This window comes from Afipia sp. GAS231 (assembly GCF_900103365.1).
In the GTDB taxonomy this organism is placed as follows: domain Bacteria; phylum Pseudomonadota; class Alphaproteobacteria; order Rhizobiales; family Xanthobacteraceae; genus Bradyrhizobium.
Genome location: NZ_LT629703.1, coordinates 6,401,455 through 6,426,731 on the forward strand (window position 1 = coordinate 6,401,455; position 25,277 = coordinate 6,426,731).

Genomic DNA, 25,277 nt, shown 5'->3' on the forward strand with positions numbered 1-25,277 from the left:
TCACGCTCAAGCCGTCCGCCCCCGCCGACGACCCAACCTCTCCTGTTTAGGCGGGGGCGTGGCCGCAAGCAAACCATCCGGTGCATAACCGGCACGGTTTCGAACCTTTCGTGGCGGGGTGTTGCTTGCAGGACCTACCGGCCGGGCTTCCGGGCATTGGGCCCCGCGAATTTGGCGGCGAATCGTCACCCTTACGCGACCGAAAGCCGCGCGATCAAGGACGAAAAGTAACGGGGTCCGACCGCGCCCAGTCAGCCGTTCATGTTCAGGCCAGTTCCTCGGCGATGGCGGCGCGAACCTGCGCCCGCTCCGACATCCGGCGGCGGTGATCGCGGACCTTCGGAAACCGGGACGGGTCGACGCCGTCGCCCTCCATCCATTGCGCCATCGTGAACAGGTAGGGATCGCAGATCGTGTAGGTCTCGCCCATCACCCATGGCCCGGCCGGCAGGTTGTCCTCGATCAGCCGGTAGCAGGCACCGACGCTTTCCGGCACCTTGCGCTGCATGTCCGCGATCGAGGCGGGGTCATCGGCCCAGCGAGCCCCGCGCATGCGGTGGGAATGGGCCACATGAAGGGTCGCGCAGAGGTAGAGGTTGAAGGCTTGTACCTGCGCGAACCGGAACGGGTCGTCCAGCGGCGCCAGACGGGCGCTCGGATAACTTTGCGCGATGAAAGCGAGGATGGCCGGCGTTTCCGTCAGGATACCCCTGTCGGTGACCAGCGCGGGAACGCGGCCCTTCGGATTAACGGCCAGATATTCCGGCTTGCGCTGCTCTTCATTGGCAAAACTGATCCGCGCGATCGTGTAGTCCGCGCCGGCGTCGTTCAGCGCGATGTGCGACGCCAGCGCGCAGGTATCGGCGGCATAATACAGCTTGAGCATGGCGATGTTCCGTCGAGGTAGAGAGCGGCGTTGGTCTCAGGCGCCGTCGATGATGATGAAGTCGGCGTCGGCATATTTCTGCCGGATCGCCTTTGCGCTCGTGTATTCCGGGCTGCGGTAGCAGGCGTCCGCCGTCGCGCGATCGGCGAATTCGACCACGACGTTTCGTTCCCTTGCAGTGCCTTCCATCGCCTCGAACGCGCCGCCGCGCACGATGAATTTTGCGCCGTACTTCTGGAAGGCCGGCCCTGCTGCGGCAAGGTATTCCGGATAACGCTGCTCGTCGCGCACCGAGACGCGCACGATCCAATAGGCTTTCGACATGGTCATTCTCCCTAGGGGTCACTCGGCCGCGACGGCAGGGCGCATCGCCGGCATGCCGTGGTCTTTACGCGGGATGTTCGTTCCCATAAAATGAATAATTATGATGTTATTGATCTCACAGAGAGATGAATATTGGAGAGATGAATGGACCTGTCCGATCTCCAGATCTTCAGCGCGGTCGTTCACGAAGGCAGCGTGACGCGCGCCGCCGAGCGGTTGCACCGCGTCCAGTCCAACGTGACGACCCGCATCCGCCAGCTCGAGGAGGATCTGCGGGTCACGCTGTTCATCCGCGAGGGCAAGCGGCTGCACCTGGCGCCGGCCGGTCAGGTCTTGCTGGGCTATGCGGAGCGGCTGCTGGCGCTGGCCGACGAAGCGCGCGGCGCCGTGCATGACGAACAGCCGCGCGGCACGTTCCGGTTAGGGGCGATGGAGAGCACGGCGGCGGTGCGGTTGCCGGGGCTGCTCAGCGAGTATCATAAGCGGCATCCCGGCGTGGTGCTGGAACTGCGCACCGGCAATCCCGTCGTGCTCGGCAGCGCGATCCTGGCCGGCGAACTCGACGCCGCGCTGGTCGCAGAGCCGATCGCGGACCTGCCGTTCGAGAAGAGTTTTGCCTTCGACGAGGAAATGGTGATCGTGGCGCCCGCCAACCATCCGCCGATCGGCCGCAAGGGCAGGCTGCCGCGCAGCGTGCTGGTGTTCGAACACGGCTGCCCGCATCGCAAGCGGCTCGAGGATTTTTATGCCAGCCGTCAGGAGATGCCCGAGCGCATCATCGAGCTGGCGTCCTATCACGCCATCCTCGGCTGCGTCGTCGCCGGCATGGGAATATCCCTGATCCCGAAAAGCGTGCTGACGACATTTCCGGAACGCAGACGTTTGAGCGTTCATACCCTGGCGAAAAAGGAGAACTGTGCGCAGACCGTTCTGATCTGGCGCAAGGGCGCAGGCTCGGCCAATGTGCGGGCGCTGGCGGAGATTTTACGACGCTAGTGCTAACCGGCGCCGCTTGATGTGTCATAACTTCAAGCGCGGTACTTGATTCCTCGATCCCATCAGCCATTCGGCGCGTCGCGCCAGACGGATCATCAATGCCAAAACTGTTTTCCGACCCTGAGGCGATCGCGGAGGACATCATCCGTGATGTCGGCACCAACCTCGTGGTCGGGTTGCCGCTGGGGCTCGGCAAGGCTAACCACGTCATCAACGCGCTCTACGCCCGCGCCGTCGCTGACCGCTCGATCAACCTGACATTCTTTTCCGCGTTGACGCTGGAAAAGCCGAAGCCGAGTAGCTTGCTCGAGAAGCGTTTCATCGGCCCTGTCATCGACCGGCTGTTCGGCGGCTATCCGGACCTGACCTATGCCGGCGCGCTGCACGCCGGAGCGCTGCCGCCGAATATCCAGGTGATCGAGTTTTTCTTCCTGGCGGGCAGGTGGCTGCGCGTGCCGTATGCGCAGCAGCATTATATCTCCGCGAATTATACCCATGCGTCGTCCTACCTGTTGTCGCGCGGGCTCAATGTCGTCACCCAACTGGTCGCCAAGCGCGTGGTCGACGGCGCGACGCGTTACAGCCTGAGCTGCAACACCGACACCACGCTCGATATCCTGCGCGCCCGCAGCGACGGGCAGGCGTCGTTCAAGCTGATCGGCCAGGTCAATTCCGAACTGCCGTTCATGCCGGGCCTGGGCGATCTGCCGGGCGATGAATTTTCCGCGGTGCTCGACAGTCCCGCGACGGATTTTCCGCTGTTCGCGCCGCCGGCCGAGCCGATCAGCGACACCAAATACGCCATCGGGCTGCATGCGGCGGGTTTGGTGCCCGACGGCGGCACGCTGCAGATCGGCATCGGCCAGGCCGGCGACGCGCTGGCGCAGGGACTGATCGTCCGTCATCGCGACAACAATCAGTTCCACGCCATCATGAAGCGGCTCGCGCCCGGGACCGAACAGCTCGCAGGCCTGCAGACCGGGCCATTCGAGAAAGGTCTCTACGGCGTCAGCGAAATGCTGTTCGAGGCGTTTCTCGGCCTGATCGAGGCCGGCATTCTCAAGCGCGACGTCGATGGCGTGATGCTGCACGGCGCGTTTTTCCTCGGGCCGAAATCGTTCTATCGCGCGCTGCGCGAAATGCCGCCCGAGCAGATCGCGCGGATCCAGATGATGCCGGTGTCGTTCACCAATGAACTTTACGGTGATGAAGATGCCAAGCGACGCGCGCGCGTGGATGCCCGCTTCGTCAACAACGCGATGATGGCGACCCTGATGGGGGCTGCGGTCTCCGACGGCCTCGAGGACGGTCAGGTCGTCAGCGGCGTCGGCGGCCAGTACAATTTCGTGGCGCAGGCGTTCGCGCTGCAGGGCGCGCGCTCGATCCTGGCGCTGGAGGCGACGCGGCAGGCCGGCGAGGGCACGCAGTCCAACATCCGCTGGAATTACGGCCATGAGACCATTCCGCGGCATCTGCGCGATGTCTTCGTTACCGAATACGGCGTCGCCGACACCAGGGGAAAGTCCGACGCCGAGACCATCGCGGCGATGTTAGAGGTCACGGATTCCCGTTTCCAGAACGAGCTGGCAAAGATCGCCAAGGATGCCGGCAAGCTGCCGAAGGCTTTTGAAATTCCGGCCGCCCATCGCGAGAATTTTCCGGACCGGATCGCGGCGGCGCTAAAGCCCGCGCGCGAGACCGGGCTGCTGCCGTCGTTTCCGTTCGGCAGCGATTTTACCGACGTCGAGCAGCGGCTGATCCCGGCGTTGCAGCTATTGCAGGAGGCGCAGCGCACGCCGCTGAAGCTGCCGGGATTACTCTGGCAAGGCATGACGCAGCCGCCGGATGCCGCCGGCCTCGAATGCCTGGCGCGGCTCGGGCTCGACCGCCCGACGACATTGGCCGAGCGCGCCTATCGCGCGCTGGTCAATGCGGCGCTGGTGAGGAGTGGGGCGCGATAATCTATCGTCGTCCCTGCGAACGCAGGGACCCGTACCGCGTGATCTATCGATGACGTGTGGTGGCTGAAACCATTTTCGTAACAACGGCCGCGGCGTATGGGTCCCCGCGTTCGCGGGGACGACAGCAACTACCTGTTCTTGTTCACCGGCTTGCGCTTCTCGATGAACGCCGCCATGCCTTCGGAGCGGTCTTCCAGCGCGAAGGTCGAATGGAACAGGTTGCGCTCGACGCTCATGCCTTCCGACAGCGGCGTCTCGAAGGCGCGGTTGATGGCTTCCTTGGCCATGACAGCCGCAGGGCGCGACATCGCGGCGATCTTTTCCGCCGCCGCCAGCGCCTCTTCCATCAACTTGTCCGCCGGTACGACGCGGCTGACCAGGCCCGAGCGTTCGGCCTCGGCGGCGTCCATCATGCGGCCGGTGAGACAGAGGTCCATCGCCTTGGATTTTCCGATCGCGCGCGTCAGCCGCTGGGTGCCGCCGATGCCGGGGATGGTGCCGAGCGTGATTTCGGGCTGGCCGAATTTCGAGGTGTCGGAGGCAATGATGATGTCGCACATCATCGCCAGTTCGCAGCCGCCGCCGAGCGCGTAGCCGCTGACGGCCGCAATCGTCGGTTTCCGGCACCTCGCCACGCGGTCGCCGCCAACCGAGGCGAAATCGCTGGAAAACATATCGATGAAGGTTTTCGGCTGCATTTCCTTGATGTCGGCGCCGGCCGCAAAGGCCTTTTCGCTGCCGGTCAGCAGGATGCAGCCGATCTTGTCGTCGGCCTCGAGGTCGTCGACGGCCGCCGCGATCTCGCCAAACACGCCGAACGACAGCGCATTGAGCATTTTCGGCCGATTCAGCGTGATGACGCCGACCGCGCCCTTGCTCTCGACAATGATGTATTCGAACGTCGCCATGATCCACCCCGGGTAGCCGATTTCGCGGGCAATGTGCCCGCTGGCGGGATGGGCATCAAGTGGGTGCAACGCCGCGTTTCGAACGCGGCGCAGGCGCGTCCCGAACCGCTGGTCAGGCCATGAACATGCGCGCGGCGGACGCCATCGTCAGCAAGGCGCCGAAGGCAATGAAGATCTTTCCGATCAGCGAGGTCTGATCCCAGGTGGAGCTGTCGTTGGCGGTGGTCAGCGCGGCCGCGGCTGGTTTGGCGGCTGAGGCCATCGCGACGGTCTGCTGCTTGGGGGGCGTCTCCTGCAGGGCCCGATCGACGTCGTTGAGCTGATCGGAAGCGACCACCGCGGCATCGGCCGGGGCCTGCGCGTCGGCCGGCTTGTCCGTCGAAGCCAGCAGCACGGTGTTGGCCTTGGCCGTCATCGCGCTGGCGCTGTCGGCGAGGGCATTGGTGGAGGTCATCTGCGCATTGGCGTTGGCGACAGATTCGGGGATCGCGACCGGGCTGCTATCACTGGCGTCGGCGACCTTTTCGGAGGCCTTGCCGCTCTCGGTGGATTTGGCGGCGGTGCGGGTATATTTCCGCTGGGCGTAGCGCTTCCAGTGGCGCGCGCTATGTCTGACGGACTTGCCCGACGCAGCACTATCGGATTTCGAGGCGGCGGCGCTATCGTCGCCGGCGGCCCGCGCCGGCAACGGGCCCGCGAAGCACACAAAAAGTCCGGCTGCGACTATCAACGCCGAGCGCCCACTGGCTTTGATCATCATTTGCCAATCTCCCCAATTTGCCCGCTCCCGATGGCGAAAAAAGACCTCACCGCGTGTCCGCAGCGCGGCAGAAAAAGGGAATCTTCGGGCAACACCGGGCAAAAGCAGGGCAACGACCACAGCGTTTCGAGCGAAGTGGCCTTCCGGTTCGCGCGAAGAAAACGCGTCAAAACGGCTATGTCGTTAGGGCGCGCAGCGTTTTTCGCCGGGCGGGTTTTCCCGAAACAGTGTGCCAGGGCGCCGGCTACGGGTGCGAGCGGGGGCAATCGATGGTATGAGCCTGCCGGTCTCCGCGGCGGCCATCCCGATTCCGGGCAGGCCGTCCTGGGTCTTCAATACGGGACTTTGATCACGACTTCGTGATCTCAGATCCCTGGTGTAACAATTTGAAAGATCGACCGAATTGCAGGGTAGGAGCGCGCGTGCGCGAACGGGATGACGAATGGACCGGCCTGATGCGGTCGGCCATCGCAGGCGACAGTGCGGCGTATCATCGCCTGCTCAAGGCCGTCACGCCGGTGCTCCGCGCGGCGGCGCGTCGCGGTTTGGCGCGTGCAGGACAACCGGTCGATCAATCCGAGGACATCGTGCAGGACATTTTGCTGGCGGTCCATTTGAAGCGGCACACCTGGGACGCCAGCGCCCCATTTGCCCCATGGCTGTTTGCGATCGCCCGCAACAAGTTGATCGATGCGCTGCGCCGCCGCGGCCGGCGCATCTTCGTCGATATCGACGATTTCGCCGAGGTGCTTCCGGGTGAGACGCCGGTCGAGACCGCTTCGGCGAGCGAGGTCGCAGCGCAACTGCAATCGCTTCCGGACCGTCAGCGCGACGTGCTGCAATCGATCTCGGTCGATGGCGCCTCGATCAAGGATACCGCGGCGAAATTCTCGATGAGCGAAGGCGCGGTGCGGGTGGCACTGCACCGCGGGCTGACCAGCCTGACGGCGAAGTTACGGGAACAATGAGAATGGACACCGATCAGCTCATTCGAACACTGGCGGCCGACAACGCACACCGTGCGCGCCCGGTCGGCTTTTCACTGATGCTGGCGCTGCTGGCAGCGGCGCCGGTCTCGCTGTTGATGTTCTTCACCGAACTCGGCATCAGGCCCGACGTGATGACCGCGATGCGCAATCCGTTCTTCGACCTGAAATTCGCGGTGACGCTGGCGCTGGCATCGGCTGCGATCGCGGTCAGTCTGCATCTGGCGCGCCCGGAAGCCTCGCTGCGGGGCTTTGGCTGGCTGTTGCTGATCCCGGCCGGGATTCTGACCGCGGGAATTGGCGGCGAGATGATGATGCCGCAGCGGATGCCAATGATGACGCGGCTGGTCGGCAATAATTCGCGGGCCTGCATGACCGCCATTCCGCTGATGTCATTGCCGCTGCTGGCCGGCGCGCTGATCAGCCTGCGCCAGGGTGCGCCGGCACGGCCGGCGATTGCCGGCGCTATGGCCGGACTTGTCTCGGCCGGCCTCGCAGCGACGCTTTACGCGTCGCACTGCACCGACGATTCACCGCTGTTCGTGGCGACCTGGTACACGATCGCGACCGCGCTGGTGACGGCGATCGGCGCACTGGTGGGTTCGCGGGTGCTGAAGTATTGAGTAGGGCGGATTAGCCGAAGGCGTAATCCGCCGATGCGACGCAAAGACGGCGGATTACGCTACGCTAATCCGCCCTACGGTTTCTAGATCCGTCGTCCCGGCCTTGAGCCGGGACCCATACGCCGCGGCCGTTGTTGTACGAATGGTGTCAGCAACCAAGTTTTATCGATAGATCACGCGGTATGGGTCCCGGCCTGCGCCGGGACGACGCTGTGATGTCTACGCCGCCGGCGCGTTCTGTTGCATGCGGTGGAAGCGCAGCACCTGCTGCGCGGTCGATGGCCGCAGCCGTTCGTAGGTATCCTTGCACGCCGCGATATCGGTCGGCTCGCCGCCGGATAGCTCGTCGCGCATGTTGATGATGGTCCGCACCGTCGACCACGACAATCCGGCGACCCTGGCTAAAATCATGACGCCTTCAGCCCGGGTCTCGATCATCATGTTCTCGGCCACCGCTACCGGCACGTTGGCGAGGGCTGCGATCGAGGCATTGGCTTCGTCGAACTTGCCGGCGTCGGCGAACGTCGCCACCTGGAATTCGTCGAGCCGGCCGTCCTCGTGGAGCGACTTGACCAGCGCGTGCGCAATCTCGGTGTTCTTGGTCATCGCGGAAGACGCCGATCGCGCGCGCCGTGTCGCCTCCCTGACCGCGGTCGGCACCTGGGCAGCCTGCTGCGGATTGGCGGCTTCCAGCCGCTGCCGCACCGTGTCGGACGCCTTTGCGAGCAGCTTCAGATAGAGATGGCGCGGAATGCTCGGACGCAGGCCGACGCAGGTCGCCAGATTGTCGTCCGCTTCGGCGCGGTTGACCAGCCGGGTGAAGCCGCGCTCGGTGAATTCGGCGCCGGGATTGTTGACGGTGCTCTGGATCACCTCGTCATTGCCGCGCTGGACCAGCACGTCGGTGACCGCGCTGCTCAGGACCTTGCGGGTCGAGATCGCCATCAGATGCGCCTGGCTCTTGCTGCGCGCGTTCTCGATCAGGGTCTTGTCGTCGAGCCGCGCCGACTGCGACAGCACGGGACCTGCGACCTCGATTATGTCGTCGAAGGCCAGCGCCCGGATCGTCAGCGGCGGCGCGGTGTCGATCGGGGCGAGGCGGTTGGCCAGCAGCATCTTGGCGGAGGTTTCGATATGGTCGATCAGGCACTGGAAGACGTCGTCGAACAGTCCGATCTGTTCGTCCGAATAGTCCACCGCTCCGTTGATGAAGAGATCGGTCACCCGGCGCAGGGTCTCGACCCGGCGGGCAACGGTCCCGTGCGCGAGCGTGGTCTGCAGCTCGTCGAGCAGATGGACCGGGGAGATAGCCGACTTCGAACTCATGACTCTATCCTGGAGCAAAGGCCGGTGACGGATTCTCCGTCGCCGGATCTGAAATTGATCAAATCAGGCGTGGGTGATGCGGTTGCGTCCCCGCGCCTTGGCTGCATAGAGCGCGCTGTCGGCGCGCGCGAGGAATGTGTCGGGCGTTTCGTTTTGCTTCAGCGTCGCGACGCCGGCGGAAATCGTCACTCTCATGCTGGGCGAGAATGCGCTCCAGTCGAGCTCGGAAATAATCGCGCGCAGCCGGTCGAGGGCCCGCACGGCGCCTGATGTGTCCATGTCGGGCAGCACCAGCAGGAATTCCTCGCCGCCATAGCGGCCGAAGCGGTCGTTGGCGCGGATGTTGGCGAACATGGTAATGGCGAAGGTTCGCAGCACCTCGTCGCCGGTCGGGTGGCCGAAGGCGTCGTTGATGCGCTTGAACCAGTCGAGGTCGATCAGCGCGATCGAGCAGGGCGCTCCGCTGCGGGCCGCCCGCGCGATTTCCTCGTCCAGCATCCGCATGATGCAGCGGCGGTTGTACGAGCCGGTGAGTTCGTCGAGTTCGGCGAGCTCCTCGATCCGCTTGTAGGCTTCCCTGAGCTTCAGCCCGCTCTGATAGAGCGAGTGCTTCATCGAAGAGGAGAAGATGCCGAGGAACATGCAGCGCCCGATCGACAATACCAGCGCCAGCATGGTGCCGAAGCGCTCGAGGTAGTTGCCGTGCGGCATCGAAATCGGCTTGTCGGTCAGCAGGAACAGCCCGGCCAGGCCGATCGTCATCGCGGTCCAGATCATCATGGTCTGGCGCGGCGTCGAACGCAGCGACGAGAAGCTGAACACGATGAACAGCGTGCACAGGAACGTCGCACCGACTTCCGGCGCGATGTAGGTGAACGCCAGCGCGGTCAGCATGCAGGCGGTCGCCTGCGGCGCGACGAGGTAGTGATCGCTGAAGCGGTCGTTGAGGCCGAGTTCCGAAATCACCAGGAAGATGGCGACCAGGACCAGGCCGCAGGCTGCATAGGCCGGCCCGATCGTCACCGGGATGGTGCCGGCCTGCGCGAACAGCAGCAGCACCCCGGCATCGATGACGTAGCTGCCGCCGATCATCGCCAGAATCTGGCGGCGCTGCCTGGCGCGGCGCGCCCGTGCCTTCGCCGTCGGCTGGGAACCGACGCCTTCCAATTCGGCTGGATTCACGAATGAGGACGCAGCGGTGCCCATAGTCTCGCCGTTGGTGGAACTGGCGAAAAATCTAAGTGGGAAAGCCTTTAGGTTTGGTATCTTTTGGGACCGATTCTGATCCGTTAAAACACCTGCCATTGCGCTGTTTCGCAACGGAAATCTGCCGTTCAGGAGCTGGCGGACCCTTGCGCGGACGCTCTGGCTGTAAGCAGATTCTGGCTTGGGTGCTGCCTTGGGTACTTCCTTGGAAACCAAGCCTTGGTAAGGTCGCCGTGGATGGCGCCATCTTTAGGAAAGTATTTCCGTATTATGGTACCAATTTGGGGACTTTCACCGTTTATGCCGGCGCCCATGCCGGTAAACCCGCTTATGTGGGGTAGATCACACATGCAATCGGGACATTGCCGTATTGTGAAGAATCTTGCTTCCCCCATCGAACCGCCAGCCTTCCCCCTCCGACCAATTCTGCGAGACGGCCATTGAGTGCGACACAGGCGGCTTCAGACGAAGTTCTGATCGCTCGGATCGCTCAAGGCGACCGGCTCGCCATGCAGGTGCTGTACGGAAGGCACCATGTCAGGGTGTTCCGTTTCGGGCTTCGGCTCGTCCGGGACGAACAGGTTGCGGAAGACCTCATCAGCGAGGTTTTTCTCGATGTGTGGCGTCAGGCTGGCAAGTTCGAAGGCCGATCCGCCGTTACCACCTGGCTCTTGGCGATTACGCGGTTCAAGGCCCTGTCGGCGCTGCGGCGCCGCAAGGACGTTGGACTGGACGACGAGACCGCGAACGCGATCGAGGACACGTCCGACGATCCCGAAGTGGTCGCGCAGAAGAAAGATACGAGTGAAGCGTTGCGCAAGTGCATGACCGCGCTTTCGTCAGAGCACCGGGAGATCGTCGATCTCGTCTACTACCACGAGAAGTCCGTGGAAGAGGTGGCCGAGATCGTCGGAATTCCGGAAAACACCGTGAAGACGCGCCTGTTTTATGCGCGCAAGAAATTGGCCGAACTGCTCAAGGCAGCCGGCATAGAGCGAGGTTGGCCATGATGGCAGCGAGCAAAAAAATGCTGGATCAAGAACCCAGCGAAATCGAGTTGCTGTTGCCGTTCCACGCGGCCGGCACCTTGAACGCACGCGATACGCGCCGCGTCGACGAAGCGCTGGCCAGCGATCCCGCGCTTGCCCGGCAATACGCCGTGATCCGCGAGGAATACGCCGAGACCATTCACCTCAACGAAAGCCTCGGTGCGCCGTCGGCGCGCGCGATGACGAAGCTGTTTGCCGCGATCGACGGAGAGCCCGTGGTCAAGCCGTCGCTGTCGGTCAATCTTTCCGCGCGGGTTTCCGAATTCTTTGCAAGCCTGTCGCCGCGGACGCTGGCCTGGTCGGCCACGCTCGGCGCGGTGGCCTTGTTGTTGCAGGCCGGCCTGATCGGCGCGGTGCTGGTGAAGAACCAGAGCGGCACTTTCCAGACCGCTTCGCTCAGCCTGAACGAACCGTCTTCCGGCCCCATTACCCGCGATCTCGGCAGTTCGGTCGCAGCCCCGCCGCGCGCGCTGGTGCGGTTTGCGCCGGAAGCCCGCATTGCCGACATCACCGCGCTGCTCAACACCTACCAGGCCTCGATCGTCGACGGCGTGAAGGACGGCATGTTCCGGCTGCAATTCGGTAACAAGGCGATGAGCAAGGACGAAGCAGCCAGCCTGGTGAACAGGCTGGCGAGCGAGAAGATCGTCAGTCTTGCGGTGGCGACGCCGTAAGGCCGGCAATTCCCAAACCGCGCCCGAGTAAGCCGAGGTCCCATGGTCGACGATGGCGTGAATTGGCGCAAGATGACGCGGCGCGCGGCGCTGCTTCTGGCCGCTGCCGTAGTGCCGCTCGCGCTTGCACCGGTGGCTCGCGCGCAAAGCATCATGCGCACGCCGAGCCTCCATATCGACTCCCGGATCCCCACGATCAATCCGACGGTGGCTCCGCGCGTCAGTCCCACCATTGCCGGCCGCGGCAGCGTTGGCGCCAACTCTGTTGGGATCGCGCGCACACCGCCCAATGCCGGCGTGTCGGTGATGCGGATCAATCGCCCGGTCGACGTCGGCTCGAGCACGCCGTATCTGCGCTATTCACCCAATCTCTATCCGGTTTGCGAATATGCCAATCGCGGCCCGGACGGCGAATGCTTCGATCGCCCGTTGAACCTTGTCGGGAACACCAAAAAAGGCGGCGGCGGACCTGGCAATAATCCGGCGGCTGCCGCGATCGACCTGCGCACGGTGCGGAACGAATTCGTCGCCGAGATCGACGGCGCAATGTCGCTGGCGGACGCCGACGCTTTGGCCCGCAGCCATGGGCTGGAGCGGATTGCGTCGCAGAATTTCCCGCTGGTCGGCGGCACCGTCGGCCTGTTCCGGATCATCGACCGCCGGCCGACGGACACGGTGCGGCGGGAGTTCGCTGCCGACACCAGGGTAAAGTCGGTGCAGCCCAATTTCCGCTATGTGTTGCAAGACCAGAAGAAGGCGCCGACCGAAGGCGATCCCGGGCAATACGCGGTCGCCCAGCTTCGGTTGCCGCAGGCGCATACGCTGGCGCGCGGCATGAACGTCACCATCGCGGTGATCGATTCCGGCATCGACGTCAAACATCCGGAACTCGCCAATTCGGTCGCCGACAGTTTTGATGCGCTCGGCAGCAAGGAAGGTCCGCATGTCCACGGCACCGGCATCGCCGGCGCGATCGTGGCGCATGCCAGGCTGATCGGGAGCGCGCCGGAGGCGCGGCTGCTGGCGATCCGCGCGTTCGGCAGTACGTCGGGCGCGGCGGAAAGCACGTCCTATGTCATCCTCAAGGGCCTCGACTATGCGGTCGAGCATGGCGCGCAGATCGTCAATATGAGCTTTGCCGGGCCAAAGGATCCGATGATCGAGCGCGGCGTCGCCGCGACCGCGGCGCGCGGCATTCTGCTGGTCGCCGCCGCCGGCAATGCCGGAGCCAAGTCGCCGCCGCTCTATCCCGCCGCCAATCCGAACGTGATCGCCGTCAGCGGCACCGACGCGCAGGACAGACTGTTGCCGGCGTCGAACCGCGGCAACTACATCGCGATCGCAGCGCCCGGCGCTGATATTTTCCTGCCCGCGCCGGACGAAAAATACCAGATCACGTCGGGCACCTCGTTTTCCGCCGCCTATGTCTCTGGCATTGCGGCGCTGATCATGGAGCGCAACCCGACGTTGAAGCCGAACGATGTTCGCGCCATACTGACGAAAACCGCGCGCGATCTCGGCGCCCCCGGCCGCGACGATCTGTTCGGGGCGGGCGAGGCCGATGCTTTCGCCGCAGTCACCGCCGTCGTCGATACGCCGGCGGTTCCGATGGCTGCGGCGTCGCCGAAACCAGCCGGAGAAAAAGCACCGGCGCCCGCGACGTCCGATAACGCTTCCGTGAGCAGAGCACTGGCGGAGCCGCCCAACGATTCCGCGCCGTCGCTTTCATCGGATAAATCGGCCGAAAACAGCGCCAATCGCGCCACTGCGCGCTGATTTTCGGCCCCCTTACCCCGAACAAACTCTTAAAAAAATCAGCCCCGATTTTGAACGTCTGCAGAGGGTGCTGCGACTAATCAATGTGGGAGCGGTTATCCCTCCCCATCGGCTATAATGTGCGCGAGCGCCCATCCACCCCAAGCGCCCTTATGGCTTGACCCGCCCGGTTGTCCCCCCGGGCGGGTCTTTTGCTTTCCAGCCCAGCTGTTCGCGAAGAGCGGCCCACGCCCGCCGCGGCGCTGCGCGTTAACACTTTCTTTACCTTGCTCAGTGAAGTTGCCGCGGGGCCTTACGCAACGTCGCCATGCTGCTGTGCGGCTTGACCGCGGCAGTTGCGAAAAACCCCGTACGACTGCGGGTTTTGTTGGTTGAATCGCGTTGACGATGCTCGCGCGCTGGACAAGCGAGTAGTTTTCCACAGAATAACACTGTCACATTCGGTTGATTCGTCTCGGTTGCGTCTGCGTCCGTCCTTCTTCCAACGGGCAGGTTCATGACACATCTTGGAGACGTGGCGCGCGGCCGCGATACCGTAGCGCGCTGGTGCAATCTCGCTGAGCGGCGGCTGGAATACCTCACAGAGCTGTTCGAGACCGGGCGCTGGCGCCGCTTTCACAGCGAGCGGGCCTTCCTCGAAAATATCCAGGAAGCCAAGGCCGCGGTCGAAACCTGGCGCGATCTGATGGCGCGCGCCGCCGCCCCGGACCATCTGGCGATCGATTTGGCAGGCCACCGCGGCAAACGCCCGGCAGCGCCGCGTTACGACGAGATCAGCGCGCAGGCAGCCTTGCGGCCGTCCGAACCGGCGGCGATCGTCGTCGAGCCGCTGCGCGAGATTCCCGATGACGTGCTGGCGGCGCTGGAGAGCCAGCTTCTCGACATGGGGGAGGCTCCATCCGGGTCCGACGCGCCCGATTTCGACGACATGGCGTTGCCGCCGCTCGATCTCGACAGCATCCAGCAACGCTATCCGCTGCTGCGCAACGCGCTTTAGGACTCACTTTGTCGTCATGGCCGGGCTTGTCCCGGCCATCCACGTCTTTCTTCTGTGAGTCTGCCAAGACGTGGATGCCCGGCACAAGGCCGGGCATGACGGAGCAATTACCGCCGCACTGCATTGGTGCCGACCACCACCTGGGCATAGCGCTGGGCGCCTTCGGCCGAGAGATCGGTGGTCACGGCGCGGGCGTGATCGAGCCCGACCACGGCGCCGCGCGGCGTTTCCGAAATCATGTTGTTGTTGACCAGCGCTGTGCCGGCACCCGGCACCACCGATACGCCGATGCCGACAAAGGCGTTGCGGATCACATTGCCCGTGATGGCGATGTCGCGGAGATATTTGCCCCAGCCGGCGACGATCCCGAACGACGGCGCATTCTCGATCACGTTGCCGGTCACGGACGAATCCGCCTCGATATAGATGCCGACACCGGCATCGTCGTCCGGCGCGGTGCCAATGGGGCGCTTCGGCAGCAGGTTGCGAATGATGTTGCCCTGCACGACGGCAATGCGGCCGCCCTCGTTGAAATTGCAGACGGAGACGCCGACGGCGGCGCCGTCGACCGTGTTGTTGGCGATCACTGCGCCCTCGAACGAAAATTCCGAATAGAGCGCAACCTCGCGGACGTCGCTGACGCTGTTGCCTGTGATCAGGATATTGGACGCCGAATTGCCGCGCACCGCGGAATAGTCGCAGTTTTTGATGCGGTTGCCGCGGACGATGACGTTGCCAGCTCGGAAGGCGTTGATGGCATTGCCGTACTGGCCGGAGCCGCCGGGGCCGGCCTTGATGTCCTCGATACGGTTGTCCGCGACCAGCGTGCCGTCGTCACCGATCGAAGTGCGCAGGATTTCAATGCCGTTGTCGTTGGTGCCTGAAATGGTGTTGCGCGAGACGATCAGGCCGAGCGCATCGAACGACACCACCGCGGTGGTCGCCATCTTGCTGAAAATGTTGCCGGAGACATCGCCGGAGACCTGCTCGAACCAGATGCCGTTGCCGCCGCTTGCCGTGATCTCGCAATCGGTGATGCGGACGTCGCGCCCGCCGAGGCAATGCACGAGGCCGCGCCGGGTCGGCAGCGCAATGTCGCCGCCGTCGAGCGTGAGGCCCGACAGGCCGATCCTGTTGGCGCCTTCGCTCAGAAACATCGAGGCGCCGCCGTTGAACAAAAACCTGGTCGCGCCGCGCACGCCGACCAGTTGCGAGCCGCTTTGCAGGCGCAACATTCCGGTGCGGTAAACGCCGGGCGGCAGCGCCAGCGGCACTTGCGCGCGTGCGGCCTCGTCGATCGCCCGCTGCAGATTTCTGGTCTGGTCATCAGGGCTGCCGGGACGCACGCCATATTGCGTCACGTCGCGCCCGAGCGCCGACGTCAGCGGCGCCGCGCGTGCGGCATCGGGCGACATGGCGAGCGCGCCGGCGACGCCGACGGCGGATGCTCCAATGAGATGGCGGCGGTTGACGTCCATGATGGATGACCCTGTGTTCGTCCATCGATAGGTATCGCGGAAATGCGGCGGCGCATGGTGAATGCGCCGACGGAACAGGGTGATTGTTCGGGGTAGGGTTAATGTCGGGTGCGAAGCTACGAAGCCCGCCTTGCCAATCTCACCATCTCCAGCAACATCGCCTCGCCGGCATCGACCAGTTCTTCCAGCGTGATGCGCGGAAAACCCTTGCGGCGCGGCGAGCCGTCACGCGCCAGCGGCGGGATGTGAACGAAGGCGGCCAGGCGCGGGCCGTCGTCGGCTTCCGCGGCTTCGATCGCGCGCCAGCTCAGATAGTTGCAGAGATAGCTGCCGGCGTCGCGCGAGGCGCGGGCGTCGAGGCCGGTGCTATCTGCAGCGCGCAGCAATTTCTGGGTATGCGGGCCGAACATTTTTGCGGCGGCGCCGCCCTCGATCGAGCCCTTGCGCGAGCGGGCCTGCGACGCGTCGGGCCACAGCATGGTGACGGCGTTGCGGGCGCGAGTCTCGATCCTGACATAGCCGGTGCGCGAGGCGAGGCCGAACATCAACAGCGCGTGCGGCTTGTGCCGATCCAGCGCCAGCGGCAATTCGCGATCGACTGCCTTGTAGGTCACGGGAAAAATGTGACTGGAGAGTTCGACCTCGGCAAAGGCCGGACGCCGCAGCCGCGTCAGCCGCGCCACCAGCGGCTGCGTCGGGTTATAGGGCGCGCCGGGAAACGGTCCGAAGCCGGTGACGAGAATGCGAAGCTTCTCGCTCACTTCAGGCAACTCTTCGCGCCGTCATGCCCGCGCAGGCGGGCATCCAGTATTCCACAGCGGCCAGTCGAGTTTCCATTTGCTGCGGCGTTTACTGGATCGTCCGCCTTCGCGGACGATGACACCTCCATATGCAATAATAAACGTTCGCTCACCGCAGCATCTCCGCGATCTGTTCGGCGGCGAGCGCCGGCGTGATGCGGCCGTCGGCGACCTCGGCCTCGGTCTTTTTCACCTTGGCGCGGATCGCAGCGTCGGAGCGCAGGCGGGCCATCATCCGCTGCTCCAGCATCGACCACATCCATTTCACCTGCTGCTCGCGCCGCCGTGCCGCGAACTCGCTGGAGGTGATCATAGTGGTGCGGTGATCCAGGACCTTCTGCCACAGTTCGTCCATGCCGGTGCCGGTCAGCGCCGAATAGGTCAGCACCGGCGGATGCCAGTGCTCCGAGCGCGGGCTGAGAATATGCAGCGCGCCGCGATATTCGGCTGCGGCCAGGTTGGCGCGCTTGATGTTGTCGCCGTCGGCCTTGTTGATCGCGATCATGTCGGCGAGTTCGACCAGGCCCTTCTTGATGCCCTGCAGCTCGTCGCCGGCGCCCGGCAGCATCAAGGCCAGGAAGAAATCGGTCATGTCGCAGACCGCGGTTTCGGACTGGCCGATGCCGACGGTTTCCACCAGCACGACGTCAAAGCCGGCGGCTTCGCACAGCAGCATCGCCTCGCGGGTTTTCGCCGCCACCCCGCCGAGCGTGCCGGACGCTGGCGAGGGACGGATAAAGGCGTTCTCGGAATTCGCAAGCTGCGCCATCCGCGTCTTGTCGCCGAGGATCGAGCCGCCGGTGCGGGCCGAGGACGGATCGACCGCGAGCACCGCGACCTTGTGGCCGCGCTCGATCAGGAACATGCCGAGCGCATCGATGGTGGTCGATTTGCCGACGCCGGGCGAGCCGGTAATGCCGACGCGGATTGCCGTACCCGTGTCGGGCAAAAGCGTCTGCACCAGGTCGCGCGCCGCGGCCTGGTGATCGCCCCTGCGGCTCTCGATCAGCGTGATTGCGCGCGCCAGCGCCGCGCGGGAACCGGAGCGGAGGTCATGGGCGAGCTTGTCGATGTCGGGGGTCTTCGGCGGGGTCATGGCTTGGTTTACAACGGCTGATGGCCGCAGGCGAGGGGCCCGGACCACCGCTATCCCCATCGATTTGATGCTGTCTTACTGCTGCCCGTCGTCGTCGCCCTTGGGCCGCGCGCCGCCGAAGATGTTGACGCCTTCCGGCGTCAGATACGGTTTCAAGGTTTCCCAGGGCACGAAGGCGACGTATTCGCCTTCGGCATAGGGCCCGACCGCATAGGGCGGATAGTGGAAGGTCAGGCCGGAGCTCTTGCCTGACGCGGTCGAGGGCGCCAAGGTCACCGCGCCGATCTTGAGCAGTTTGGGCTCGACGATTTTGAACCATTCGTCGGTCGCGGTCTCGCCGGCATCGCGCTTTTTCTTCTCCACCGTCAACGAAGCCAGCACGGCCTTGACCATCGCCTTCATGGTGGGGCCACCGTCGGCGGTCTCGATGAAGAACGGGCGGATGCTGATGCGCTTGTTGGCGGCGGAATCCCACAGGATGGTGTTGACGTCGGAATTCGGGTGCGCGCCGCCGGTGTCCGTGTAGTCGGACCTGACGATGCTGACATAGTGCCCGTCGACCACCGAGCGCGTCTCGTACTTGCGATCGACGGACCAGGCGCCGTTGCGGAACATCTGCGGAAACTGCTTGCGCTCCTTGTCGGCGTCAACGCTGTACCCCGCCACCCACGCCTTGCCTTCGGTCAGGCAGTCGGCGGCGAGCGCCGCATCGGCCTTGATCTTGGCGTCGAGCGAAACGCTGGCCTCGATCAATTTGGTCTTGAGGTTGAAGTCGGGCTTGGGTTCGGCGGCGAGGGCGGCGAACGCCAAGCTTGCGAGAGAAATCGTCAGGCAGGTTCGGAGTATCAAGTTCATGGAGCAATAATCGCAATGAGGTGATGAGATGCGCTTTCGATCATTTGTCGCATGAGTTACGCGCAAGGTTCGACGAATGCCGTAGGCATTCGAAGACGTCAGCCTATCACCCCAATTACTCCGCCGCCTCACTATGCCCGAGCCGAGCGTTGAGCTTGTGTATCAACTCCTCAGCCGCATCCGAGATCACGGTGCCGGGCGGGAAGATCGCCTCGGCGCCGGCCTTGTAGAGCGCGTCGTAATCCTGCGGCGGCACCACGCCGCCGATGATGATCATGATATCCTCGCGGCCGTGCTTCTTCAGCGCCGCCTTGAGCTCCGGCACCGCGGTCAGATGCGCGGCGGCCAGCGACGACACGCCGAGAATATGCACGTCGTTCTCGACCGCCTGACGCGCCGCCTCGTCGGCGGTGGCAAACAGCGGCCCGATATCGACGTCGAAGCCGACATCGGCAAACGCGGATGCGATCACCTTCTGGCCGCGGTCGTGGCCATCCTGGCCGATCTTGGCGACGAGGATGCGGGGGCGGCGGCCCTCGGCAGTCTCGAACGCATCGATCAGGGTCTGCACCTTTTCGACCCGGTTGGACATGGTGGACGCCTCCCGCTTGTAGACGCCGGTGATGGATTTGATTTCGGCGCGGTGACGCCCGAACACCTTTTCCATCGCGTCCGAAATTTCGCCGACGGTGGCCTTCGCCCGCGCCGCATCGATCGCGAGCGCCAGCAGGTTGCCGTTGCCTTCGCCGGCGCTGCGCGTCAGTGCCGCCAGCGCGACATCGACGTCCTTCTGGTCGCGCTCGCTGCGCAGCCGCTTCAGCTTGTCGATCTGCAGCCGCCGCACGGTGGAATTTTCCACCTTCAGCACGTCGATCGCGGCCTCGTTGACCGGCTTGTACTTGTTGACGCCGATCACCGCCTGCCGCCCGGCGTCGATCCGCGCCTGGGTCTTGGCGGAGGCTTCCTCGATCCGCAGCTTGGGCACGCCGGCCTCGATGGCTTTCGCCATGCCGCCGAGCGCCTCGACTTCCTGGATGTGGCCCCAGGCTTTCGCCGCGAGGTCGCGGGTCAGCCGTTCGACGTAATAAGAACCGCCCCAGGGATCGATGATGCGGTTGGTTCCGCTTTCCTGCTGCAGGAACAACTGCGTGTTGCGGGCGATCCGCGCCGAGAAGTCGGTCGGCAGCGCCAGCGCTTCGTCGAGCGCGTTGGTGTGCAGCGACTGGGTATGGCCCTGCGTTGCCGCCATCGCCTCGACGGTGGTGCGGGTTACGTTGTTGAAGACGTCCTGCGCGGTCAGCGACCAGCCTGAGGTCTGGCAATGCGTGCGCAGCGACAGCGAGCGCGGATCCTTGGGGTTGAAAGGCTTCAGAAGCTTGGCCCACAACAAGCGGGCGGCGCGCATCTTGGCGACTTCCATGAAGAAGTTCATGCCGATCGCCCAGAAGAACGACAGCCGCGGCGCGAAGCGGTCGACGTCGAGACCGGCAGCTAAACCCGCGCGCAGATATTCGACGCCATCGGCCAGCGTATAGGCGAGCTCGAGGTCCTGCGTCGCGCCGGCTTCCTGCATGTGATAGCCGGAGATCGAAATCGAGTTGTACTTCGGCATCCGCTGCGAGGTGTACGCAAAAATGTCGGAGATGATCCGCATCGAGGGCGTCGGCGGATAGATGTAGGTGTTGCGCACCATGAACTCTTTCAGAATGTCGTTCTGAATGGTGCCCGACAATTTCTCCGGCGGAACGCCCTGTTCCTCGGCGGCGGCGACGAACAGCGCGAGAATCGGCAGCACCGCGCCGTTCATGGTCATCGACACGCTCATCTGGTCGAGCGGGATGCCCGAGAACAGCGTGCGCATGTCGTAGATGGAATCGATCGCCACGCCGGCCATGCCGACGTCGCCGGTGACGCGCGGATGATCCGAGTCGTAGCCGCGGTGGGTGGCGAGATCGAACGCGACCGAAAGGCCCTTCTGCCCGGCCGCGAGGTTGCGGCGGTAGAACGCGTTGGAATCTTCCGCCGTGGAGAACCCGGCATATTGCCGGATGGTCCAGGGCTGGTTGACGTACATCGAAGGATAAGGGCCGCGCAGATAGGGCGCGGTGCCCGGCCACGTATCGAGGAAGTCGATGCCTTCGAGATCGCTTTCCGAATAGCTCGGCTTAACCGGGATTCCCTCCGGCGTCAGCCACGGTTCGGCCTGGCCCGCAGGCGCTGGAGGGGCGACCGGTTCGAAGGCGAGTTCTGCGAAGTTCGGTATGCGGCTCATGGTACCCATTCTAGCATATTTGGCGGTCGCAAGCTCTAGAGCCTTTTCCGTTCCGATTGAATCGGAACGGGGCTCTAGATTCTTGTTTTGACGCGTTTTCTTCACGCGAACCGGTGTCCACTTCGCTGGAAAACGCTCTAGTCATGGTCCGGATGCTGGTGGCTGACGATCCCGCCAACCTTGTCCGGGCCATAGTTCTGCAGCGTGGTCTGGCTCGGCAGGTTGGAGATGCCGACCACCCAGCCGAGCCGGGATTCGGTTCCGTATTGCCGGGTCGGAACCAGCCGGTCAGGGCGGTCGAAGGTGCCGGTCATGATTTCGATCCGGGGACCGTCGATGCGGCGGAAACTCAGGGGCGTGCCGCAATCCCGGCAGAAATCGCGCATCGCGATCGATGAGGATTTGAACGCCGCTGGCTGGCCGCGGGTCCAGCTAAAATCCGCATGTTCGATATCGGCAAAGGAAGCGAACGGCGCGCCCGACGCCTTCTGGCACATCCGGCAATGACAGACGCTGATTTTTGCGGGTGGTGCTGTCACCGCAAAGCGGATCGCGCCGCATTGGCAGCCGCCGGTCAGAACGGTTTTGCTAGCCGCTGTCATGGTCACTCCATCCGCTGCCAGGCACTCGTCAACATCGCCAGCGCGTCGCCGCCGGCGAAGATGAAATCGCCGACGCCCGCGCCGCGCAGCGCGGCCTCCTGCTCGCCGGGCCGCCCTGCCAGATAGATATGCTTGCAGCCTGCCGCTTGAAGGGCCTGGGCTGCCGCGACAGCGTGCCCGGCATAGACCTTGTCGGACGAGCACAGACACGCCGTGGTTGCACCGGAGGCCTTGAAATCAGCGGCAAGCGCCGCCGGATCGGCAAAGCCCTCGGTGTCGAGCGCCTCGATGCCGCCGGTTTCAAAGAAGCTCTTGGCAAAGGCGGCGCGCGCGGTGAAGTCGGCAGCCGTTCCGAGATTGGCGAGGAACATCTTGGGCCGCGCGCCGGTGGATTTGAGTCGGGTATCCGACTTATCGCGCAAGGCCTCGAACGGCGCCGCCAGCCGCATCGGCGGCAGTCCGTCGAACTTGATCTTGGCCTCGCCATAGGGCGGCAATACCACCGGCCGCGCCTCGAGCACCGCGACGTCGGCCTCGTGCAGGTTCGGAAATTCGCTGGCGCCGGTCAGGACGTCGCGCCGCTTGGCAATATTGGTCTCGCGTACCGCCCGCGTCGCGGCGACCTTGCGCTGGAGCAGGCCCTGTTCAAGCGAGGCGAACATTCCGCCGGCTTTCTCGATCTCCTGGAACAGCGACCAGGCGGCTTCGCAAAGCTGTTTGGTCAGCGTCTCGATGCCGCCGGAGCCGGCGGCCGGATCTGACACTTTGGCGAGGTTGGATTCTTCCAGCAGCACCAGTTGGGTGTTGCGTGCCGCACGTCTGGCAAACGGGTCGGGCAGGCCGCGCGCCAGCGTGTGCGGCAACACGGTGATAGCGTTGGCGCCGCCGAGTCCGGCGGAGAAGGTCGCCATCGTCGCACGCAGCATGTTCACGTAGGGGTCGCGCTGCGTCAGCATCCGCCATGCGGTGTCGGCGGCGATGAACAGCGGTTTGGGTGTGAGGCCAGAGGCCGCTTCGATCCGCGCCCATAGCAGCCGCAGTGCGCGGAATTTCGAAAGCGTCAGGAATTGATCGGCGTCGGCGGCAAGCCGCGCATAGACCATGCCTTGCGCATTTTCCAGCGTCACGCCGGAGGCTTCGATCGCGCGCAGATAGGCGACGCCGGAGGCGAGCACGAAGGCCAGCTCCTGCACTTCCGATCCGCCGGCATTATGAATCACCCGCCCATCGGCGGCGACGAACGGACCCCTGAAGCCCATCGCGGCAAGGCCGCGGGCGGCGTTGGTCAAAGCGGGCGCGATCTCGGCCCAGGTGAATGGGCTGCGGCCCCATGCCGTGGCAGCTCCGAGCGGATCGAGGCCGAAGCGGATATCGCAGGCCGCGGGGTCGAGACCCCTGCGCTTGATATATTCGGCGACGTGAATCGCCGCCATCCGCGACTGCGGCCCGACCTGAAGTTCGATGCCGATGCCGGCATCGAGGAAGACGCCGTCGAGGACTTTTTCGACGGCCTCCGCCGTCGGCTCCAGTCCAAAGCCATGGGCGCCGTTGGAGCCGGCGAACACCAGCGCAAGCCCGGTAGCGCCGTTCTCCAGATCGTGCAGCGCCTGCGCATTGGCCGCCCTGGCGTCGGGATGATCGATCCGCTGCAGGATCTGCCAGGGGGCTGCGGCGGCGCGGCCGGCGACCGGGGCGGTGCCTTGCGCGCGGCGATAGATCGGATCGATCGGCAATCCGTCGGCGGTCTTGCTGACCAGTTTCTCGAATGGCGCGCCCTTCAGCACCCCGTCGACCAGCTTGCGCCAGTCGTCGTAGCTCGCCGGGGCAAAATCCGCGGCCAATTTCAGCTCATCTGTCGTGGTCATCCGGCCCGTCGTTCCTTCGCCCGTTTCTTGCAGCGCTTCCCGTGTTGGGCCGGAAATTGCCACGCCGCGACCGCCAAGCCAAACAGTTGTTTTGGGTCAATCGAGCTCAGGTAACCGCTGGATACCTTCGGTCGAAAGCCCGGCCAAGGCCTCGGCCACGCGACGTCCCGCAATGATACGGTCGGGCACAATCTCGGCGAGCGGCACCAGCACGAAAGCGCGCTCGAACAGCCGTGGATGCGGTAGCGTCAGCTCGGGTTTTTCGATTTTGACATCGTCATAGGCGATCAGATCGAGATCGAGCGTGCGCGGCCCCCAGTGCCGCTCATGGGCGCGGTCGCGGCCGAATTTCTTTTCGATCTTGTGCAGCGTGAACAACAGCGCATGCGGGTCGAGGCTGGTGTCGATCTGGATGCAGGCGTTGACGAAAGGGTCCTGCGCCTCGTCCCCCCAGGGCGGCGTTGAGTAATCCGACGACCGCGCCAGCAAGGCCGCCTGCGTCATGCCGCAGATGTTGGAAATCGCCTTCTGGAACGTGGCGCGAACGTCGCCGACATTGCCGCCGAGCGCGATCAGCACATCCGCCATGTCAGGGCGCTTGCCGGGTGCGGGTCAGCACCACGCCGACATCCTCGAAGATCGCCGCGATCGGCGCGTGCGGCTTGTGCACGGTGACCTTGACGGCGCTGACGCGCGGAAACGCCGCCAGCACCGCCTCGGCGACGGCGCCGGCCGCGCGCTCCAGCAGCTTGTAGTTGGTATTCTTGAATGCTGCCGTCGCGGTCGCCACCACGTTGGAATAGGACACGGTGTCGGCGAGCCGATCGGTGTGCGAGGATTCCGACAGATCGGCGGCAAGCTCGAGATCGATCACGAAGCGCTGGCCGACTTCGGTCTCATGTTCCATTACGCCATGGCGGGCATGAATCACGACGCCGGTGATGAAGATCGTATCGGTCATTTCTGGTTTCCGAATTCCTTGATGGCCGCCGCGACGCGCAGCGCCTGGACGGTTTCCGCGACGTCATGGGCCCGGATGATCCGCGCCCCGTTTTGCGCCGCCAGCAGATGCGCGGCAATCGAGCCGCCGAGCCGCTGCTGTGGCTCCGACGGCGTGACGGATGCGATGAAGCGCTTGCGCGACGCCCCGACCAGCAGCGGCTGCCTCAACGAAGCGAGTTCATCGAGCCGCGCCAGCACCGTCATGCTCTGCTCCGGCGTCTTGCCGAAGCCGATGCCGGGATCGAGCACGATGTTGTCAGGCGAAATCCCTGCCTTAGCCGCTATCTCGAGCGAGCGGGTGAAGAACTCCGTGACATCTTTCATGATGTCGATGGCGGGATCGGCGCGGTCGCGGTTGTGCATGATGATGACGGGCACCCTGCGCGCGGCAACGAGGCCCGCCATGTCAGGATCGCGCTGCAGGCCCCAGACGTCGTTGGCAATAACAGCGCCCTGATCGAGGGCCCGGGCCACGACGGATGATTTCATGCTGTCGATCGACACCGGCACGCCAAGCGAAACGACCTCCGGCAGCACGTCGCGAAGGCGATCAAGTTCCTGCTCGGCGCTGATCGGCTCCGAGCCATAGGGCCGGGTGGATTCGGCGCCGATGTCGATGATGTCGGCGCCCTCGGCGACCATCTTTCGGGCCTGTGCCAGCGCGCGCTCGGGGGCCGTGAACTGTCCGCCGTCGGAAAAGGAATCCGGCGTCACATTCAGGACGCCCATCACGGCCGGATAGGGCTTCGACAGCAGCACTGACAGCACGGAATCTCCGGTCGGCCCGGCCGCCGCGTTCGGCTCCCTGGCGGGTCTGGAAATGGTTGCGATCATG

At 64.5% G+C, this 25,277-nt stretch carries 24 protein-coding genes; 8 read left to right on the forward strand and 16 right to left on the reverse strand.

The window, feature by feature from the left end; all coding sequences use genetic code 11:
- Positions 1-265: 265 nt before the first annotated feature.
- Both BLS26_RS30070 and BLS26_RS30075 read right to left on the reverse strand, forming a co-directional pair.
- Positions 266-886, reverse strand: coding sequence for a glutathione S-transferase family protein (locus BLS26_RS30070; RefSeq protein WP_092516114.1), 621 nt, complete (start codon positions 884-886; stop codon positions 266-268).
- Positions 887-922: 36 nt separating this feature from the next.
- Complete coding sequence (locus BLS26_RS30075; RefSeq protein WP_092516115.1) at positions 923-1,210, reverse strand: DUF1330 domain-containing protein; 288 nt, start codon at positions 1,208-1,210, stop codon at positions 923-925.
- A gap of 144 nt (positions 1,211-1,354) precedes the next feature.
- On the opposite strand from BLS26_RS30075, the gene BLS26_RS30080 reads away from it, so the two are divergent.
- Both BLS26_RS30080 and BLS26_RS30085 read left to right on the forward strand, forming a co-directional pair.
- A complete protein-coding gene (locus tag BLS26_RS30080) occupies positions 1,355-2,206 on the forward strand; it encodes a LysR substrate-binding domain-containing protein (protein ID WP_092516116.1) in 852 nt (283 codons plus the stop codon).
- A gap of 98 nt (positions 2,207-2,304) precedes the next feature.
- Entirely contained in the window at positions 2,305-4,167 is a 1,863-nt protein-coding gene (locus BLS26_RS30085; protein WP_092516117.1) for an acetyl-CoA hydrolase/transferase C-terminal domain-containing protein, read from the forward strand.
- A 128-nt stretch (positions 4,168-4,295) separates the two neighbouring features.
- Here the strand turns inward: BLS26_RS30085 and BLS26_RS30090 are convergent, their stop codons facing one another.
- Positions 4,296-5,075 (reverse strand): enoyl-CoA hydratase, encoded by a 780-nt coding sequence (locus tag BLS26_RS30090; protein WP_092516118.1) that lies wholly within the window; start codon positions 5,073-5,075, stop codon positions 4,296-4,298.
- Between the two features lie 112 nt (positions 5,076-5,187).
- A complete protein-coding gene (locus tag BLS26_RS30095) occupies positions 5,188-5,835 on the reverse strand; it encodes a hypothetical protein (RefSeq protein WP_244541731.1) in 648 nt (215 codons plus the stop codon).
- Positions 5,836-6,257: 422 nt separating this feature from the next.
- Between BLS26_RS30095 and BLS26_RS30100 the strand changes: the two genes are divergently transcribed.
- On the forward strand, positions 6,258-6,803 hold the full coding sequence (locus BLS26_RS30100) for a sigma-70 family RNA polymerase sigma factor (RefSeq protein ID WP_092516119.1): 546 nt from the start codon (positions 6,258-6,260) through the stop codon (positions 6,801-6,803).
- Between the two features lie 2 nt (positions 6,804-6,805).
- Entirely contained in the window at positions 6,806-7,444 is a 639-nt protein-coding gene (locus BLS26_RS30105) for an NrsF family protein (RefSeq protein ID WP_092516120.1), read from the forward strand.
- A 219-nt stretch (positions 7,445-7,663) separates the two neighbouring features.
- On the opposite strand, the gene BLS26_RS30110 is transcribed toward BLS26_RS30105, so the two are convergent.
- Both BLS26_RS30110 and BLS26_RS30115 read right to left on the reverse strand, forming a co-directional pair.
- A complete protein-coding gene (locus BLS26_RS30110; RefSeq protein ID WP_092516121.1) occupies positions 7,664-8,770 on the reverse strand; it encodes a DUF2336 domain-containing protein in 1,107 nt (368 codons plus the stop codon).
- 63 nt (positions 8,771-8,833) lie between these two features.
- A complete protein-coding gene (locus BLS26_RS30115) occupies positions 8,834-9,976 on the reverse strand; it encodes a GGDEF domain-containing protein (protein WP_092516122.1) in 1,143 nt (380 codons plus the stop codon).
- 440 nt (positions 9,977-10,416) lie between these two features.
- Here BLS26_RS30115 and BLS26_RS30120 point away from each other — a divergent pair, with 440 nt between their 5' ends.
- From BLS26_RS30120 to BLS26_RS30135, 4 genes are all read left to right on the forward strand, one after another.
- Positions 10,417-10,986 carry a sigma-70 family RNA polymerase sigma factor gene (locus BLS26_RS30120; protein WP_092516123.1) on the forward strand — a complete coding sequence of 190 codons (570 nt, stop codon included), beginning with the start codon at positions 10,417-10,419 and terminating at the stop codon, positions 10,984-10,986.
- Positions 10,983-11,699: a hypothetical protein gene (locus BLS26_RS30125; protein ID WP_092516124.1), complete on the forward strand. Its 717-nt coding sequence runs from the start codon at positions 10,983-10,985 to the stop codon at positions 11,697-11,699. Before BLS26_RS30120 ends, BLS26_RS30125 begins: the two co-directional genes overlap by 4 nt.
- A gap of 42 nt (positions 11,700-11,741) precedes the next feature.
- Positions 11,742-13,475, forward strand: coding sequence for a S8 family serine peptidase (locus BLS26_RS30130; protein WP_092516125.1), 1,734 nt, complete (start codon positions 11,742-11,744; stop codon positions 13,473-13,475).
- Between the two features lie 496 nt (positions 13,476-13,971).
- Positions 13,972-14,472, forward strand: coding sequence for a TIGR03809 family protein (locus BLS26_RS30135; RefSeq protein WP_092516126.1), 501 nt, complete (start codon positions 13,972-13,974; stop codon positions 14,470-14,472).
- A 107-nt stretch (positions 14,473-14,579) separates the two neighbouring features.
- Here the strand turns inward: BLS26_RS30135 and BLS26_RS30140 are convergent, their stop codons facing one another.
- From BLS26_RS30140 to folP, 10 genes are all read right to left on the reverse strand, one after another.
- The gene (locus BLS26_RS30140) at positions 14,580-15,950 is read right to left on the reverse strand and encodes a TIGR03808 family TAT-translocated repetitive protein (RefSeq protein WP_092516127.1); all 1,371 of its coding nucleotides are present in this window, start codon (positions 15,948-15,950) and stop codon (positions 14,580-14,582) included.
- 116 nt (positions 15,951-16,066) lie between these two features.
- On the reverse strand, positions 16,067-16,711 hold the full coding sequence (locus BLS26_RS30145) for a pyroglutamyl-peptidase I (RefSeq protein ID WP_092516128.1): 645 nt from the start codon (positions 16,709-16,711) through the stop codon (positions 16,067-16,069).
- A gap of 148 nt (positions 16,712-16,859) precedes the next feature.
- Positions 16,860-17,846, reverse strand: coding sequence for a methylmalonyl Co-A mutase-associated GTPase MeaB (meaB, locus tag BLS26_RS30150; RefSeq protein WP_092516129.1), 987 nt, complete (start codon positions 17,844-17,846; stop codon positions 16,860-16,862).
- A 75-nt stretch (positions 17,847-17,921) separates the two neighbouring features.
- Positions 17,922-18,701, reverse strand: a complete 780-nt coding sequence (locus BLS26_RS30155) for an RsiV family protein (RefSeq protein WP_092516130.1) — start codon at positions 18,699-18,701, stop codon at positions 17,922-17,924.
- Between the two features lie 115 nt (positions 18,702-18,816).
- Positions 18,817-20,973, reverse strand: a complete 2,157-nt coding sequence (scpA, locus tag BLS26_RS30160; protein ID WP_092518782.1) for a methylmalonyl-CoA mutase — start codon at positions 20,971-20,973, stop codon at positions 18,817-18,819.
- Between the two features lie 137 nt (positions 20,974-21,110).
- Positions 21,111-21,575 carry a GFA family protein gene (locus tag BLS26_RS30165; protein ID WP_092516131.1) on the reverse strand — a complete coding sequence of 155 codons (465 nt, stop codon included), beginning with the start codon at positions 21,573-21,575 and terminating at the stop codon, positions 21,111-21,113.
- A gap of 2 nt (positions 21,576-21,577) precedes the next feature.
- The gene (locus BLS26_RS30170; protein ID WP_092516132.1) at positions 21,578-23,440 is read right to left on the reverse strand and encodes a methylmalonyl-CoA mutase subunit beta; all 1,863 of its coding nucleotides are present in this window, start codon (positions 23,438-23,440) and stop codon (positions 21,578-21,580) included.
- 96 nt (positions 23,441-23,536) lie between these two features.
- Positions 23,537-24,028: a 2-amino-4-hydroxy-6-hydroxymethyldihydropteridine diphosphokinase gene (gene folK, locus BLS26_RS30175; RefSeq protein WP_092516133.1), complete on the reverse strand. Its 492-nt coding sequence runs from the start codon at positions 24,026-24,028 to the stop codon at positions 23,537-23,539.
- Position 24,029: 1 nt separating this feature from the next.
- On the reverse strand, positions 24,030-24,401 hold the full coding sequence (folB, locus tag BLS26_RS30180) for a dihydroneopterin aldolase (protein ID WP_092516134.1): 372 nt from the start codon (positions 24,399-24,401) through the stop codon (positions 24,030-24,032).
- A complete protein-coding gene (folP, locus tag BLS26_RS30185; RefSeq protein ID WP_092516135.1) occupies positions 24,398-25,276 on the reverse strand; it encodes a dihydropteroate synthase in 879 nt (292 codons plus the stop codon). Before folP ends, folB begins: the two co-directional genes overlap by 4 nt.
- Between the last annotated feature and the right edge of the window lies 1 nt (position 25,277).